This window comes from Paraburkholderia sp. MM5482-R2, from assembly GCF_050436125.1.
In the GTDB taxonomy this organism is placed as follows: Bacteria; Pseudomonadota; Gammaproteobacteria; order Burkholderiales; family Burkholderiaceae; genus Paraburkholderia; species Paraburkholderia tuberum.
On sequence record NZ_JBNDLP010000003.1, the window covers coordinates 2348929 to 2364639 of the forward strand.

General features: G+C 62.6%; 15 protein-coding genes. 3 read left to right on the forward strand and 12 right to left on the reverse strand.

The window, feature by feature from the left end; translation table 11 throughout:
• Positions 1-273 precede the first annotated feature (273 nt).
• Entirely contained in the window at positions 274-708 is a 435-nt protein-coding gene (locus OKW37_RS32765) for a VOC family protein (RefSeq protein ID WP_008918388.1), read from the reverse strand.
• A gap of 151 nt (positions 709-859) precedes the next feature.
• On the opposite strand from OKW37_RS32765, the gene OKW37_RS32770 reads away from it, so the two are divergent.
• The 3 genes from OKW37_RS32770 (at position 860) to OKW37_RS32780 (ending at position 3022) form a co-directional block, all read left to right on the forward strand.
• Positions 860-1735: a LysR family transcriptional regulator gene (locus OKW37_RS32770; RefSeq protein WP_184065314.1), complete on the forward strand. Its 876-nt coding sequence runs from the start codon at positions 860-862 to the stop codon at positions 1733-1735.
• A 198-nt stretch (positions 1736-1933) separates the two neighbouring features.
• Positions 1934-2572: a LysE family translocator gene (locus OKW37_RS32775; RefSeq protein ID WP_429403406.1), complete on the forward strand. Its 639-nt coding sequence runs from the start codon at positions 1934-1936 to the stop codon at positions 2570-2572.
• 99 nt (positions 2573-2671) lie between these two features.
• Complete coding sequence (locus OKW37_RS32780; protein ID WP_184065320.1) at positions 2672-3022, forward strand: hypothetical protein; 351 nt, start codon at positions 2672-2674, stop codon at positions 3020-3022.
• A gap of 64 nt (positions 3023-3086) precedes the next feature.
• On the opposite strand, the gene glnA is transcribed toward OKW37_RS32780, so the two are convergent.
• From glnA to OKW37_RS32835, 11 genes are all read right to left on the reverse strand, one after another.
• Complete coding sequence (gene glnA / locus OKW37_RS32785) at positions 3087-4592, reverse strand: type I glutamate--ammonia ligase (protein ID WP_429403407.1); 1506 nt, start codon at positions 4590-4592, stop codon at positions 3087-3089.
• A 92-nt stretch (positions 4593-4684) separates the two neighbouring features.
• On the reverse strand, positions 4685-4888 hold the full coding sequence (locus OKW37_RS32790) for a hypothetical protein (RefSeq protein ID WP_018424860.1): 204 nt from the start codon (positions 4886-4888) through the stop codon (positions 4685-4687).
• 312 nt (positions 4889-5200) lie between these two features.
• A complete protein-coding gene (locus OKW37_RS32795; protein WP_429403408.1) occupies positions 5201-6367 on the reverse strand; it encodes a radical SAM protein in 1167 nt (388 codons plus the stop codon).
• A 575-nt stretch (positions 6368-6942) separates the two neighbouring features.
• The gene (locus OKW37_RS32800) at positions 6943-7260 is read right to left on the reverse strand and encodes an FmdB family zinc ribbon protein (protein ID WP_409259621.1); all 318 of its coding nucleotides are present in this window, start codon (positions 7258-7260) and stop codon (positions 6943-6945) included.
• On the reverse strand, positions 7229-8845 hold the full coding sequence (locus OKW37_RS32805; RefSeq protein ID WP_429403409.1) for a methyl-accepting chemotaxis protein: 1617 nt from the start codon (positions 8843-8845) through the stop codon (positions 7229-7231). The genes OKW37_RS32800 and OKW37_RS32805 overlap by 32 nt, the downstream gene beginning before the upstream one ends.
• A 180-nt stretch (positions 8846-9025) precedes the next feature.
• Positions 9026-9181, reverse strand: a complete 156-nt coding sequence (locus OKW37_RS32810; protein WP_429403410.1) for a hypothetical protein — start codon at positions 9179-9181, stop codon at positions 9026-9028.
• Positions 9182-9335: 154 nt separating this feature from the next.
• On the reverse strand, positions 9336-11048 hold the full coding sequence (locus OKW37_RS32815; RefSeq protein WP_429403411.1) for a SulP family inorganic anion transporter: 1713 nt from the start codon (positions 11046-11048) through the stop codon (positions 9336-9338).
• Positions 11049-11572: 524 nt separating this feature from the next.
• Complete coding sequence (locus tag OKW37_RS32820) at positions 11573-12625, reverse strand: LacI family DNA-binding transcriptional regulator (RefSeq protein ID WP_184065334.1); 1053 nt, start codon at positions 12623-12625, stop codon at positions 11573-11575.
• Positions 12626-12670: 45 nt separating this feature from the next.
• Positions 12671-13831, reverse strand: a complete 1161-nt coding sequence (locus OKW37_RS32825) for an ABC transporter ATP-binding protein (protein ID WP_429354079.1) — start codon at positions 13829-13831, stop codon at positions 12671-12673.
• 3 nt (positions 13832-13834) lie between these two features.
• Entirely contained in the window at positions 13835-14752 is a 918-nt protein-coding gene (locus OKW37_RS32830) for a carbohydrate ABC transporter permease (RefSeq protein WP_090806412.1), read from the reverse strand.
• Positions 14749-15705 carry a carbohydrate ABC transporter permease gene (locus tag OKW37_RS32835; protein ID WP_429403413.1) on the reverse strand — a complete coding sequence of 319 codons (957 nt, stop codon included), beginning with the start codon at positions 15703-15705 and terminating at the stop codon, positions 14749-14751. Before OKW37_RS32835 ends, OKW37_RS32830 begins: the two co-directional genes overlap by 4 nt.
• Positions 15706-15711: the final 6 nt, after the last annotated feature.

The window sequence follows — 15711 nt, forward strand, 5'->3', positions numbered from 1 at the left end:
TGAAGACGAAGGGCTCTCGCCGAATTAGCTGCGAATTAGCCGCAAAGCAAACGTTTGCTGAATAAATTTACGCGCAGTTAATGAAACGTTTGCTGATACGCGGCACGTTTTTTGGCCGAAATGATATGAAACATGCTTTCAGATTGATTCGCAAGACGGGGCAAGTTTGCTCCGAGTGGCCATCCCCTTCAACGAAAATAGGCCGGTCAACCTGAATGGTCGACCGGCCCTCATTTGCAGTCATTCGTATCCTGGCGTCAACGCCCGCGACGCTTATTTGGCGAACAGCGACGACATATCGGCGAACGCCTTGAACTCGAGCGCATTACCCGACGGATCGAGGAAGAACATCGTCGCCTGCTCGCCGACCTCGCCCTTGAAGCGCACATGCGGCTCGATGATGAATTCGATGCCGGCCTTCTGCAGTTTGTCCGCGGCGGCCTGCCATTGCTCCATCGACAGCACCGCGCCGAAGTGGCGCACCGGCACCGCGTCGCCATCCACTGCGCTGGTATGACGGTGACCGACTTCGTCCGGCGCCAGATGCGCGACGATCTGATGACCGTAGAAATTGAAATCGACCCATGCGTCCGAACTGCGCCCTTCCGGGCAGCCGAGCAATTCGCCGTAGAACTCGCGCGCGGCGGCGAGGCTATGAACAGGAAACGCCAGGTGGAACGGCGGCAAAGCGGTTTCGGCAACGCTCATGATAGGAAGACTCGCTGGGGTGGGTGTGAGGATGAATTACGACTGGCACGACTGGCAACCGGTTCAGTTGAAGCAAAGTTTAATCATGAATAAAAATGTTGAGAAACGATATATATTTGACCTGACCATCACCAAAATCGATTGATCGATCATGCTCAGCGAGTTGAAAACCTTCATCGCCGTCAGCCAGTACGGCACGTTCTCCGGCGCGGGCGCGCGCATCGGGCTCACGCAATCGGCCGTCAGCGCGCAGATGCAGCGGCTCGAACAGGAACTCGGCTTTCAGCTGTTCGACCGCACCGGCCGCTCTGCGACGCTCAACGAGGCGGGCCGCGAGACGCTCGCGCTCGCAGAGGAAATGATGACGCTCTATGCGCGGCTCTCCGAGCGCAGCGGCGGCGCCGCCGAGAGCGGCATGCTGCGGGTCGGCGCGATCGCGTCCGCGCAGGTGTCGCTGCTCGCCGACGCGCTCGCGCGCTTTCGCGACGACCGTCCCGGCTGGCGGATTCGCGTGGTGCCGGGCGTGTCGCTGGGGCTGCTCGGCCAGGTCGACTCGGGCGAGCTCGATCTGGCCGTCATCATCAAACCGCCGTTCGCGCTGCCGTCGGAACTCGAATGGCGCACGCTCGTCGCCGAACCGTTCGTGCTGCTCGCGCCGAAACAGCTTGCGCGCGGCGGCCGCTCGTGGCGCGAACTGCTGCGCAGCGAGCCGTTCATCCGCTACGACCGCGCGTCGTTCGGCGGACGGCTCGTCGACCGTTTTCTGCGGCGCGCGCGCCTTGGCGTGCGCGATGCGGTCGAGCTCGACGAATTGCAGGCGATCGTGCAACTGGTCGCGCGCGGCATGGGTGTCGCGCTGATTCCGAATACGGCCGGGCTCGGCAAATGGCCAGCGAGCGTCGTCCCACTCGAACTCGGCGATGCGAGCTTCGAGCGCGAGATCGGGCTCGTGCTGCGGCCGCGGCATAGCCGGCCGGTGGTCGCCGATGCGTTGGCGGAGTGTATTGCGAGCGCGGCGCACGGTTGAGCGCTTTGCACGCCGCATTCGATGCGAGTTCGCTTCGGGTTCGCTTCGGGTTCGCATCGAGTGTGCTGCCATACGTACGCGCAACTGTATCTGTGAGTCGCGCGCGACGGCGCGCAGAATCGTTGCTTCATTCATCCGGCTGTGTGGCGCGTTGCATTGCATTGTCGAACACGCGCTCCGCCCTTGCATTTGCCCGCCATGATCGTTAGCCCTCTGCTCACCGCCGATGTCCTGATCGCCTACAGCGCCTATTTCGTCGGCACCGCGAGCCCTGGGCCGAGCAATCTCGCGATCATGTCGCTCGCGATGAGCGCGGGCCGACGCGCGGCACTGGTGTTCGCGCTCGGCGTGGTGTCGGGCTCGTTCTCATGGGCGCTGCTCGCGTCGCTCGGCTTGTCGGCGGCGCTCGCCGCCTACTCGGAATGCCTCGTCGCGATCCGGATCGCGGGCGGCTTGTATCTGCTGTGGCTCGGCTTCAAGTCCGCACGCTCGGCGTGGAGCGCCGGCAAGCCGGCCGCGAGCGCGGCGCGCGTCGACGAACCGCTCGGGCGACTCTATCTGCGTGGCCTTTTGCTGCATCTCACGAATCCGAAAGCGGTGCTGGTGTGGCTGTCGATCGTGTCGCTCGCGATGTCGCCGGTACACGGCGCCGCGCACGTGACGCCGGTCGTGCTGGGCTGCATGGTGATCGGCGCGACGGTATTCAGCAGCTACGCGGTGCTGTTTTCGACGGCGTCCGCACGCCGCGTCTATACGGCGATCCGGCGCTGGCTCGATGGCTCGCTCGCGGTGATGTTCGGCATTGCGGGGGTCAAATTGTTGACGTCGAAGAGTTGAGGTGGGTCGGGCGCGTCTGGGTCGCCCGAGGCCGCGCTCTGCGATACTGGCGGTTCGGCTCCACCAACGACGGCTGCTAGCGCACCCACCCACGCAACGATGAACGGCAACGACCACGACGCACCTTCTTCCAACCAACGCTCGCCGCTGCAAAAGCGGCTCTATCTCACCGGCGCGGCGATCCTGGTCGTCAGCCTGATCGCCGCGGTGCTCATCTACGTGAGCGTGCCGCCGCCCGACAGCGCGGTCGCGATGTACGGCATGATCGATCCGCGCTATCAGATCGAGCTACAGCAGATCGGCGGCAACGCGGCGGTACTGATGGCGCAGTTGCATCAATGGTTCGATAGCTTGTGGCATGGTGCCAGGCTCGCTTATACGGTCGCGGCGCTGGGCGCTGCGCTCGCGGCTGGCTGCATTTTCATCGGCCATTTTTTCGCGGACGATTGAGTCGCGAGGCGCTCGCATCGAGGCGCTCTAGTACCAAGACCGAGTCACCGCCTGCGTTGTTCTTCTAGATATCGAAGTACAGATAAAACTCCCATGGATGCGGACGCAATTTGATGGTGTCGATCTCGCGGCTGCGCTTGTAGTCGATCCAGGTCTGGATCACGTCGTCGGTAAAGACATCGCCTTTGCGCAGGAACGTGTTATCGGTTTCGAGCGCGGCCAGCGCCGCGTCGAGGGAGCCCGGCACCTGCCGTATATTGCGGGCTTCTTCGGGCGGCAGATCGTAGATGTTGCGGTCGAGCGGTTCGCCGGGATCGGTCTTGTTTTCAATGCCGTCGAGGCCGGCCATCAGCATCGCGGCGAAAGCAAGATATGCGTTGGCCGACGGGTCCGGACAGCGAAATTCGACGCGCCGCGCGTTCGCCGAATCCGAATACATCGGAATGCGCGCCGCGGCCGACCGGTTGCGCTGCGACATCGCCAGATTGACGGGCGCCTCATATCCGGGTACCAGGCGTTTGTATGAATTCGTCGTCGGCGCGCAGAAGGCCATCAGCGCGGGTGCGTGCTGGAGCAATCCGCCGATGTACCAGCGGCACAGGTCCGAAGTCAGCGCCCAGCCGCCCGCGTCGTAAAAGAGGTTCTGTTCGTCTTTCCACAGGCTCTGATGACAATGCATGCCGCTCGCATTGTCGGCGAACAGCGGCTTCGGCATGAAGGTTGCGACCTTGCCGTGCCGACGCGCGACGTTCTTGCAGACGTACTTGTAGATCATCACGTTGTCGGCCATCCGGGTCAGCGTCGCAAAGCGCATGTCGATCTCGTTCTGTCCCGCGGTCGCCACTTCGTGGTGATGCACTTCGATCTGTACGCCCGCCTGCTGGAGCGTCAGCGCGATTTCCGAGCGGATCTCCTGCAGCGTGTCATGAGGCGGCACCGGGAAATAGCCCTCCTTGTAGCGCTGCTTGTAGCCGAGGTTGCCACCGCCGTATGCGCCTTCGTCGCGACCGGTGGTCCAGTCGCCCTCGCCCGACTCGACGTAGTAGTAGCCGCAGTGCTGATCCTGGCCGAAGCGGATGGAGTCGAAGATGAAGAATTCGAGCTCCGGCCCGAAATAACACGTCGTCGCGATGCCCGTCTGGCGCAGATAGTTCTCCGCCTTTTTCGCCACGTAGCGCGGATCGCGCGAATACGGCTGCCGCAGCACGGGATCGACGACGTCGCAAATGATCGACAGCGTCGGCGTGCCGCAAGCCGGGTCGACGAAGGCCGTTGCCGGGTCAGGCCGCAGCAGCATGTCGGACTCGTGGATCTCCTGAAAGCCGCGGATCGATGAACCATCGAAACCGATGCCGGCGCTGAACAGGTCGTCGTGAACCTCGGGAAGCGTGATCGAAAAATGCTGCCAGAGTCCGGGCAAGTCGGTGAATTTCAGATCGACGATCTGAATATCGCGCGCTTGCAGCAGGCCGATCACATCGCTTGCGCTTTGTGGTCGCGTGACGCGATAGCTGCCCGCTTCGACGGACACCGCAAACGGCGATCCGGTTGTTCCTTGCGTACTGGCCATGAACTTTGCCCTCTTCCGCCCCATTACCACCGTGTACTTATAGTCCAACGTTAGTACGTCCACGCGCGAAAACAAGGCGGCAGTGCGTGGACCTAGCGGTCTTGCTCCAGTGCCTTCAAATGAGCCTCGCCGGCATCTCTGGCAGCGGCGGAGGTCGCATACGTCTCGTCCGAAACGAGCGAGCGTTTGACCTCACGGGCCGCGAAGTCGACCAGCGTGATGACCCAGACATGCTCGCCACCCTGCTCGGCCGTTTGCACGAAAGCGCGCACGTCGCCCTTGTCCTCTGATTTCATCGTGACCTCCTTGTGGAAAAGTCGCGCGGAAAAAGGGGGCGCGACAATAAAGCCGTTCGCGAGCCGCGGTGCTTTCCTCACGGAGCGCGCAACTTGATCTTAGGCAATGGAATCGGTCCAATGACAGTTTTCTCGCTTCCGATGCCGAGCACAGCCGATGGGTTCGGCGGTGAAAGCGGCTTGCCCGCAATCATCTAAAGCCCTCGTCGAGACCTTGTCGGGAGGCGCGGTTGCGCCGGTCGAGTAACGCGGACGGGCGTTCGAATGGGGAGCAGCAGTCTCCCCCGGGGACCTCAGTCGCGGAAATCGAGCTCATTCAGCTTGCGGCGTGGAACGGCGTTGGCCAGTCCGTCTTGCGAACGAGATGAGCGCCGCCCGAGGTAACTCTTCGACTGAAAGCGCCCACAGCGAATACGCAACGCTGCGCTGGAACAACAAGCCGACAGCAGCCCGAAGCTGCCCCTTGCCCAGCGCGTACACCGAGTCGGTCACGGCGACGGCACCGTGCATCAGAATGCTGGCATGCCGGTAGCATCCCATCATGCAGTCATTGCAGGGTTGCCGTTGATCGGGCAGGCGGTCGAGGTCGAAGACGGAGCCCATCGGCTCAGGCCACGCCTCGCAACGCCAAACATCGAGGTTCCAGTCGATATAAAAGTACTTGCTGCCACCGATGCATGGAACCAGTTGCTGTTCGCCGCGCACGAAACGCGCGACCTCGGCCAGCGCAGCGCTCGGGTCCATGACACGGAAATGCTTCTTGAGGCGCGCGATTGCGCTCAACGCTTCGAGTAGTTCGTCGGTGTTCAGGTCGACGAGTTTCGATTCTTCGTCGTAAACAAGCGATGTAGATCCAAACGCCTCGCGCCGTGGATAGGAAAAAACGACGGCATCGAAGCCGAGCCGGTTGAGCGTCTCGGGAAGCAACTCGTAACGGACCAGTCGGCTCACCGTAATCGATGCGCAGACCTCGATGCCGAAGCTATGGGCCTGAGTGATGCCCTCGCGGATGCGGGCCTCGAGACCGCGCAGACCGCGATTGCGCTCATGCTCGCGCATGTCCGCGCTATCGATGGAAATGAGCAGACGCCTGAGGCCGGCGGCCGCCAGTGGCTTGATGTAGCGGGGAAGAAACCAGCCGTTCGTGATCACGCCGCACTGCATGCCGGCCTTGGTGGCCGAAGCCACGAGCGATGCGATCTCGGGATGAACCAGCGGCTCGCCTCCCTGCAGCGTCATGTAACGAATCCGGCGTCTGCGCAGGATCGGCAGTGCGCGCGCGAACTCATCAGGGTCGAGATAGCGACGTGGCCCCGCCAGATTTTTCTCGCGAGAGAACCCGCAGAAGTCGCATGCGGCGTTGCAAACGTTCGTCACCGATACGTCGCACACCGCGGGCAGCGGATTGCGAGGTTCGCTGCCGACACCGTCTGCATGCCGCTGATCGCGCCACTTGATGATCCGCTCTGTCGTATCCATGGGACCCTCACGGCCTACCGACGAATTCGGCAAGAAGCTTCATAGAATACGCTCGACGCGCTGCGCGTGATCCATTCTTACGCCAGCCTACGCCCCGACCCGTGACGGTCAGCGGATGGAAACTACGCACCGTTGAAGTTAAACAACCGCATAACGGCAACCACGCGCAAATGACGTTGCCTATCGTGCGTACCGCGCCGTCAATCTGGCAGCACGCACTGCCTATTTCCAGATTTGCACGCTCCCATCGAGATACCCAATCTCCTTCGTCTTGCTGCCCGTAAGCAGGCACGAGCTTGAAACGGCCCGAGTCTGGAGCGCAAGTCGGCTCACGTCTCGCAGATGTGCATAGGATTTCAAACGAGTCGGCGTTTTTGGTGTGACATCCCGTTTCAGGCTCCTGATAAACACGCGCCGCACAGTCGGTAACCGCCTTACGCCATCCCACAAGGCGACGGGAGGATCTGCGAGCGTAGATCCGCCGGCAGGGCTGAACCGACGCACGAATGTCCGCGCGAAAGCATGGGCAACGGCTGCAAAGGCCCGGATTTTGCCGTCGCCCGGTCAGACAGGTTTCAGCTCTTTCTGGAGGTTTTCGGCACAAATGGCGTGGGTGTGTGCAGAACCTTCTCGCTTCCGCACTTTGGGCAAGCCGGATGAGCGTTTTCATGTTCAGCAAGATGCTCGGCGTGTTCGAACATCTCACCGCACTTCTCACACCTGTACCGGTAAGTCGGCATGGCATTCCTCCAACGAGAATCCCGCACGTCGGGCTGACCAGATACGTCTACGACGTCGGCAATAACCCATTCTAGTCCAGGAAAGTGCGAGAAACGCCTGCGTGCACCTCGCGCGCAGCGCTCATCGTATGGGGCGAATGTCAGTTTGCCCATCGCCTACCAGCCGAAATACCTGCACGGCATCTTCCAATGTGGACGCCTGTTCTTGCATGCTGGCTGCCGCGGCTGCCACCTGCTCCACCAGGGCAACGTTCTGCTGGGTCATCTCGTCCATCTGCCCGATCGCGCGGTTGACTTCGCCGATGCCGGTACTTTGCTCGTTGCTCGCGTGGGTAATCTCACCCATCAAAGTGACCACACTATCGACAGCCGTGACGATTTCGGTCATGTCCCGGCCAGCCTGGTCGACCAGTTCGCCGCCTGCATTGACGTTGCCGACCGAGTCGGTGATCAGCGCCTTGATTTCCTTGGCGGCCATGGCGCTGCGTTGGGCCAGGCTGCGCACCTCGGCGGCGACGACCGCAAAGCCGCGTCCCTGGTCGCCGGCGCGTGCTGCCTCGACGGCCGCGTTCAAAGCCAGGATATTGGTCTGAAAGGCAATTGAGTCGATCATGCTAATGATGTCGACGATCTTGTGTGAACTGCCGCGGATCAACGACATGGTGGTCACCACATGCCCCACCACGGTGCCGCCTTTGACCGCGAGATCGGAGGCCGAGGCGATGTGTTGGTTGGCGTGCGAAGCGCGTTCGGCATTGGCGCGGACCATCGCCGTCAATTGTGCCATCGTCGACGCGGTTTCCTCGAGCGAGCCAGCCTGCGCCTCGGTGCGGGACGAAAGCTCCGCGTTGCCGGCCGCAATTTCGCGCGCGCCCAGCGCGATCATATCGGAGGCACGTCGGACGTTGCCGACTACCGAGGCCAAACCGACACTGATGCCGTTCATTGCCTGCATCAACTGGCCCAGTTCGTCGCGCCGGCTGACATGAACTTGCGCGGTCAAATCGCCGGCCGCGAGTTTTTCGGCGGCGGCCTTCGCTTCGAGCAGTTGCATGCCGAGACCGCGCCGGGTCGTCACGAAGACCAGCGCGCTGACCAGCAGCGCGCCGAGTAGCCCGAAGCCGATCACCCCGGTTTGCAGGAAAGCGGGCAATGCCGCTCCCGGGCTCGATCGGTCGGGGGGGATCACGGCCTCCAGCAGCCGACCATAGGCCAGCAGAAGTACGGTATTGGCGGCCAGCGTAAGCAGCGCGAGTCTGGCTCCGATCGACAGGTTCCACACCTCACTGACGTCGAGGCCGACATACAGCGCGCCGATTATCTCGCCAGAACTGTCCCGGATCGGCTCGTACCGTGTCATGTATTGCTTGCCGAATAGCGTCGCGTAACCGGTGTAGGGTCGCCCGCCGCGCAGCATCCGATAGCCGGGATGCGAGCGGTCGAGTACCGTGCCCACGGCCCGCTCGCCGGTTTGCCTTTTGACCGAAGTGGCGACGCGCACGAAGTCGTCGCCAATTGCGACGAATAAGGTGCCCGTCGCGCGGGTTTTGCCGGTGAAGTGGTCCACTTCGCCGTAGTTGAGGTTCAGCAGGGTGTTCCCGTTCAGCAGCCCGGGGGTCATGACACCGAGGATGTCGACACTGCTTGATTCGTCGCGTGAAAATGGAGCTGGAAAATACCTGGCGAGCGTTCGCGCGTGACGGCGCACCTGGGCCTTGAGCGGCAGCAGAGAGTACATGAAGTGAACCCCGTCGACTAAGTCAGCGAGCCGAATAAATCGGCCGTTTTATTCTGAATTCATTAGACAGAATATTGCATGAGATGGCAATAGAGTGTGCTCGCTAATCTCAGCTCACTGAAAGGCGGCGCCAGGGCGAACCTCAAGAATATCGGCATGCGCCGTGGCGCTCCGCGCGGGTCATAGATGTTTGAACACGCCGAACGCCAGAGCACGCAGTTCTTCGAACTGCGCGACGAGTTCGACACACAAAATGAAGGCCAGCATTGCAGTCGCGAAATGACCGAAGTGTATGCTGGACAGATATGTTTCGATGGTCGAATCGAAGCCGTTCATGTTCTTGTAATCGATATCTGACAGTCAAGCGGAACGTCAGAATAATTGAGGCAAGCGACAACAAATGAGGCGCAGACAACGTTTGCTAGCAATTTGCCCGTCCGAGGCGGTGTTCGCGGCATGCGCCGCCTCAGTGCGAAGCCAGGGCGGCCCGTTATGGCGCCCCCTTAACCCGCTCATGCGGATTCTCCACTCCCGCCATGCTCAGCGCCTCATGCAGCGTGCCGAAAATACAGCGCTCCTCGACGATCGGCGTGATTCCATGCCGATCCATATCCGAGCGCAAATAGCGATTCACCCGCGCAAAGACCACCTCGATCCCATTGCGCTTGAGCGCCGAGCACAACTCGCCCACCGAGCGCGCCGCCGAATAATCGACATCCGTAATCGCGCTCGCATCGACGACGAACCAGCGCACGGCGTTCGGTGCGTGATCGATCAGGCGGCGCGTATCGTCGACGAAAAAATGATCGTTCGCGTAGAACAGATCGGCGCCGAAACGATAGACGATCAACCCAGGCGCGGTCTCCACGCCGGGCACCGCCGGCACCGGCACCCACATGCCGTCGCCGTTGGGCGCGAGCATCATCGTGTGGGGGCGGTAGCTGTGTCGCACGTGACGCAGCAACGACAGCGCGACGGCGACCAGAATGCCGTGCTCGACGCCGATCAGCACGACCGCCGCCGCCGTGAACAAAGCCAGCGCGAATTCGCCGGGACTTTCGCGGCGAATCGAAAAGAGCGACTGCAGATTGACCAGGCCGACCGCGATCGTAAACACGATGCTCGCGAGAATGCAGTGCGGCAGATACTGCAGATAGCGGCTGAAAAATAGCAGCACGACCACCACGACCGCCGCGAACACGAGCTGCGCGAACTGGCTGCGCGTGCCGGCGCGATCGGCCATCGCGGTCTGCGTCAGGCTGCCGTTGACGACGAACGCGCCGGAAAACGCCGCCGCCGCGTTGGCGGCCGCGATGCCGAGCAGGTCTGCGTTGATATCGACCGGCTCGTGATAGCGGTCGGCGAACACCCGGCTCGCCGCGGCGCTTTGCGCGACGATCATCACGAAGCACGACGCCGCGACCGGCACGAGATCGAGCATCTGCTGCCACGTCACCGACGGAATCCGCAGCGGCGGCAATCCGCCCTCCACCGGTCCGAGGATGGAGATGCCGTGCGCGGCGAATCCGAACACATCGCTCGCGGCAATGCCCGCGACGACCGCGACCAACGGCACCGGCAGACGCGGCCAGAAACGTTTGCAGACGAGAATCGCGGTCACCACGAGCAGCGAGATCGCCAGTGTCGGCCGATTGATCTGCGCGGCGTCGCTCACGACGAGCAGCAGTTGTTTCACGCTGCTCGCCGCATGTCCGGCCACGCCGAGCATGTCGCCGAGCATCGCGATGCCGACCTGCACGCCGACGCCCGCAAGAAAGCCGACCAGCACCGTACGCGACAGGAAATCGGCGAGAAAGCCGAGCTTGAAGATGCGCGCGACGAGCAGCAACGCGGCCGTCAGCAATGCGACCATCGCCGCGAGCGCCGCATACTCGGCGCTCGACGCGGGCGCCATCGTCGAAAGACGACTCGCGAAGATCGTCGCGGTGGCCGAATCGGCGGCGACGACCAGATGCCGCGAGGCACCGAAGAACGCGAACGCGACGAGCGGCAGGAACACCGTGTAGAGCCCGGTGACGGCCGGCATGCCGGCAATGCGCGCATAGCCGAGGACCTGCGGAATATCCATCGACGCAAGCTGCACACCGGCCAGCGCATCGCGCGCCGCCGCAATCCGGCTCAAAGGAAGAACGCCCTTCAGCACGCTGGCACGCGCCGCCATTTTTTGCAGAGAATCTTGCATACGCGATGCTGACCTAAAACGAAAGTAATCGCGCATCGTGCCGCGAACCGGCGCGCCAAGGCAAGACTTATGGAAGGGAGAACGGGCTATTGACGAAAACGAGAAAGCAAACCGAAAGAACGCAAACGATTGCTCCTTTCAAGCGCACAACAAACTAACGGACGTTAATCGCAAAGCGAAAATCTCCACGGCGCAGCCGCGGAAAAAAACGCGCGAAGAAGATCTACCGTTTGAATTGCCCTGTCTGCGGGTCCACATGGCGCGCGAAACCGAACAGCGCAGCGATGCAGATCGGACAGGCGATCAGAAAGATGGCCAACATCACACTCACCCCGTAACAACTTGTTACCGGGAAGTGTAAAGAAATTTGAAGTAAGTTTAATGAGGGAAAACCGCAAAGCACTATTGCGAAGGATTACGGGAGCCTTAAAGAGATCGTCGATACGCAAGTGAAAACGCGAATAGGCCGCCACGGCGCGCGTGCGCGCGCCAGGCATCACAGCGCCACGATTAGGCAAACCCTTCTACCGCTTTGCGCCGCGCGTATTTTTCTTCGGCATCGGCGCTGGCCCGACCGATTCGCGCATCGTCACGCTGAGCGGAAACTCGCGCACGATCTCCCAGGTGGTGCCGTAACACTGGTTGATGAGCCAGCGCACCGCGTTTTGCGTAAGTTCCCCGGTTGGAATATGCACCGACGTGAGCCCGGGCGCCGCGTAGGCGGCCGAGTAGTCGTCGTCGTAGCTGATCACGGAGATGTCGTGCGGCACCGAAATGCCCGCCTGGTGAAAGCGCGCGAGCACGCTGACCGCCATCGTGTCGTTCGCGCAGAACAGGCCGGTCACGCGCCGCTGCGTCTCGAGCAGCTTCTGGGCGGCCGCGTAGCCGCCTTCGGGCGAAAAGTCGGATTCGATCAGCGTGACGTCGTCGCGCGCAATGCCGGCTCGCGCGAGCTCGGCGAAAAAGCCGTCGATCCGCATCACGTTGTCCGATGCGGTAGCGGGCCCGGAAATGACCGCGATGTCGCGATGCCCGTGATCGAGCAGCGTGCGCGCCGCGAGTTCGCCGCCGCGCCGATGATCAGCGCTGAACGACGCCTCGGGCAACTGCTCGAACGCGCGATTCAGGAACACCATCTTCGGATGCATGCCATGCAGCATGATCAGGTCTTCGTCGTGCAGATCGTGGCTGATCACGACCACGCCATCGCAATCGCGGCCGATCAAAAAGCGCACTGCCTCGATCGCCTGCTCGCGCGGCGACACCTCGCCGCAACCGGTCGCGACCACGACATGGCGCCCCACCGCGCGCAGCTCGGTGTCGGTCTGCTTCAGGATCGTGCCGTAGTAGGAACCAAAGAAGGTCGGCACGAAGATGCCGATGATGCCGAGCTGCTGCGTCGCCATCGCCCTGCCGATCGACGACGGGCGGAAATTCAGCGCCTCGATCGCCGCCTTCACGCGCGCCGCGGCATCGGCGGAAATCGGTCCCTTGCCGGAAATGGCTCGTGAGGCGGTCGACATGCCCACGCCGGCCAGTTCCGCGACGTCCTTGAGTGTTGCCACGCGGTTCTCCATCAAGCCTGTCTCGACGAGCCGCTTCGCGCGTGACGCGCCGCGGCGTTATAAGCGCGCGCCGCTCGCTTCGTCGAATAGCGAGACATGCGCGGCGTCGAACGAGAACGCCACGGTGTCATCCTCCGCAATCGGCGCTTTGGTCTGATCGATCGACGCGATCTGTTCGCCATGATAGTCGAGCCAGATCACGCGGTGGTTGCCCATCGGCTCCATTAGCGAAACTTTCGCGCGCTCGCTGGCGCCTTCCGTGATATGCACGTCTTCGGCACGCACGCCGAGCACGCAGCGCACGCCCTGCGCGGGCGCCCCCTTGAACGCGTACGCCGACACGTCGATCCGCACCTGCCCAGTGCAAAAGTGAAGCGCACCGTCGCGCGTCTCGAGCGTGCCCCTCAGCAGATTCATCGCCGGCGAGCCGAGGAAGGTCGCCACGAACAGATTGTTCGGCCGCGCATAGACCTCCGCCGGCGTGCCGAACTGCTGGATCACGCCGCCGCGCATCACGGCCATGCGCGTCGCGAGCGTCATCGCCTCGACCTGGTCGTGCGTCACGTAGATCATCGTCGCGCCCAGGCTGTGATGCAGCTGCTTCAGTTCGCGGCGCAGTTCGGTGCGCAGCTTCGCGTCGAGGTTCGACAGCGGCTCGTCGAACAGGAACACGTCGGCCTCGCGCACGATCGCGCGGCCGATCGCGACGCGCTGCCGCTGTCCGCCCGACAACTGCGACGGCTTGCGCTTGAGCAGCGGCCCCAGTTGCAGCATCTCCGACGCGCGGGCGACACGCCGCGCGATTTCCGCCTTCGGCGTGCCGTTGATGCGCAGCGCGAACGACAGGTTGCGCTCGACGCTCATGGTCGGATACAACGCGTACGACTGGAACACCAGCGCGATGCGGCGATCCTTCGGATCGGCCCACGTCATGTCTTCGCCGGCGATCTCGATGCTGCCGTCGCTGACGTCGATCAATCCCGCGATGCTGTGCAACAGCGTGGACTTGCCGCAACCCGACGGCCCCAGCAGCACGACGAACTCACCGGCGAGCACGTCGAGATCGAGGTTCTCGATCACCGTGTTCGAACCGAGGCGAATCGTCAGATTGCGGACCGCCACATTGGCGGGATGCGTGAGCGCCGCGGCGTCGGAGTCAACGTCAGCGCTTGCACCCGGCACGCCGGCCGCATCGATCGTATTAGCCATGTTTGCCATGCCCTACCCCTTGACGGCGCCCGACGCAATGCCGCGCACGAACCAGCGGCCCGAAATGAAATAAACCGCGAGCGGCACCAGCGACGTCAGGATCGTCGCCGCCATATTGACGTTGTAGAGCCGCTCGCCGGTCGTCGTGTTGATGATGTTGTTCAACTGCACCGTCATCGGCAGATTCTTCGTGCCAGCGAACACGAGGCCCAGAATGAAGTCGTTCCAGATGTTCGTGACCTGCATGATCAGCGCGACGACGATGATCGGCGTCGACATCGGCAGCATCAGTTGAAAGAAGATGCGCCAGAAGCTACCGCCGTCGATGCGCGCGGCCTTGAACAGCTCCTGCGGAATCGACGCGTAGTAGTTGCGGAACAGCAGCGTCATCACCGGCATGCCGAACATCGTATGGATCAGCACGATGCCCGGCAGCGAGCTGAACAGATGCACGCTCGCGAGCACGCGCACGAGCGGATAGATCATTACCTGCACTGGAATGAACGCGCCGACGAGCAGCACGCCGAACAGCAGACCCGCGCCGCGCGGCCGCCAGAACGACAGCGCGTAGCCATTCACCGCGCCGACCATGATCGACAGCACCGTGCTTGGCACGACGATACGCACCGAGTTCCAGAAGCCGACGCGAATGCCGTTGCAATCGAGCCCGGTGCAAGCCGACTGCCATGCGGCGCTCCACGCGTCGAGCGTGAAATGCATTGGCAAGCCGAGCAGATTGCCGAGGCGGATCTCGCTCATCGGTTTGACCGACGTGACCAGCATCACGTAGAGCGGCAGCAGAAAGAACACCGCCGCGGTGAGCAGAAACGCGTAGATGCCGAGCCGCGCCGGCGAGAACGCCGAGCGGCGGGGCCGCGTGCGCGCGCGATGCGGCATGCCGCCTTTGAGCGTGGAATCAAGCGTGTTCATCCTCTCTCCCCGCGCAGCGCCGCACGGCTGCGTGCATAGAAGAACGGCGCGAGAACCGCCAGCACCGTCGCGAGCAGCACGATCGATGCGGCCGACGCAAGGCCGATGTTAGCGCGCCCGAACAGATAGTCCATGATGAATTTGGCCGGCACTTCGCTCGCGGTGCCGGGGCCGCCCTGCGTCATCGCGACGACCGCGTCGTACAGCTTCACGACCATCACGAACAGCAGCACGAACGCGGTCGAGATCGACGGTCCGAGCATCGGCACCACGATGCTCGCGTACACGCGCCAGCGTGGAATGCCGTCGACGCGCGCGGCTTTCCACAACTCTTCGTCGATGCCGCGCAGGCCCGCGAGCAACAGCGCCATCACAAGGCCCGAAGCCTGCCACACGGTCGCGATCACGATCGTGTAGATGACCCAGTCCTGATCGACGATCCAGTCGAAGCGCGCATGCGCGAAGCCGAGATTGCGCAGCACCTGCTGCGCACCGAGCGCGGGATTCAGGATCCATTGCCACACGAGCCCGGTCGCGACGAACGACATCGCGTACGGATACAGAAACACCGTGCGCAACGCGCCTTCCGCGACCACGCGCTGATCGATAAAGATCGCCAGCAGCAAGCCGATCACCATGCACGCGATGATGAAACACGCGCCATAGATCACGATGTTCTGCAGCGACGTCAACCAGCGGTCGTTGTGAAAGAGCCGCACGTACTGCGTGAAGCCCACGAAGTCGTTCGACGGAAACGTGTGCGAATTGCTGAGCGACACGCGCGCGGTCCAGACCATCGTGCCCAGGTACGTGAACACGACGGTCAGGAGCATCGGCAGCAAGGCCAGCCAGACCGCGATCGAAAACCGCCGGTTCAGCGGCTTGTTTCGCGGTTTGGGGTGCGACTTGCCCTGTGGTTTCGGACCCCCGGCTGGCAGCTTGAGCGCGTGCACGGCGAG

Excerpts from the sequence above, each read along its gene's own strand:
- OKW37_RS32765 (WP_008918388.1), bottom strand. The coding sequence starts at position 708 with ATGAGCGTTGCCGAAACCGCTTTGCCGCCGTTCCACCTGGCGTTTCCT.
- OKW37_RS32770 (WP_184065314.1), top strand. The coding sequence starts at position 860 with ATGCTCAGCGAGTTGAAAACCTTCATCGCCGTCAGCCAGTACGGCACG.
- OKW37_RS32775 (WP_429403406.1), top strand. The coding sequence starts at position 1,934 with ATGATCGTTAGCCCTCTGCTCACCGCCGATGTCCTGATCGCCTACAGC.
- OKW37_RS32780 (WP_184065320.1), top strand. The coding sequence starts at position 2,672 with ATGAACGGCAACGACCACGACGCACCTTCTTCCAACCAACGCTCGCCG.
- glnA (WP_429403407.1), bottom strand. The coding sequence starts at position 4,592 with ATGGCCAGTACGCAAGGAACAACCGGATCGCCGTTTGCGGTGTCCGTC.
- OKW37_RS32790 (WP_018424860.1), bottom strand. The coding sequence starts at position 4,888 with ATGAAATCAGAGGACAAGGGCGACGTGCGCGCTTTCGTGCAAACGGCC.
- OKW37_RS32795 (WP_429403408.1), bottom strand. The coding sequence starts at position 6,367 with ATGGATACGACAGAGCGGATCATCAAGTGGCGCGATCAGCGGCATGCA.
- OKW37_RS32800 (WP_409259621.1), bottom strand. The coding sequence starts at position 7,260 with ATGGGCAAACTGACATTCGCCCCATACGATGAGCGCTGCGCGCGAGGT.
- OKW37_RS32805 (WP_429403409.1), bottom strand. The coding sequence starts at position 8,845 with ATGTACTCTCTGCTGCCGCTCAAGGCCCAGGTGCGCCGTCACGCGCGA.
- OKW37_RS32810 (WP_429403410.1), bottom strand. The coding sequence starts at position 9,181 with ATGAACGGCTTCGATTCGACCATCGAAACATATCTGTCCAGCATACAC.
- OKW37_RS32815 (WP_429403411.1), bottom strand. The coding sequence starts at position 11,048 with ATGCAAGATTCTCTGCAAAAAATGGCGGCGCGTGCCAGCGTGCTGAAG.
- OKW37_RS32820 (WP_184065334.1), bottom strand. The coding sequence starts at position 12,625 with ATGGAGAACCGCGTGGCAACACTCAAGGACGTCGCGGAACTGGCCGGC.
- OKW37_RS32825 (WP_429354079.1), bottom strand. The coding sequence starts at position 13,831 with ATGGCAAACATGGCTAATACGATCGATGCGGCCGGCGTGCCGGGTGCA.
- OKW37_RS32830 (WP_090806412.1), bottom strand. The coding sequence starts at position 14,752 with ATGAACACGCTTGATTCCACGCTCAAAGGCGGCATGCCGCATCGCGCG.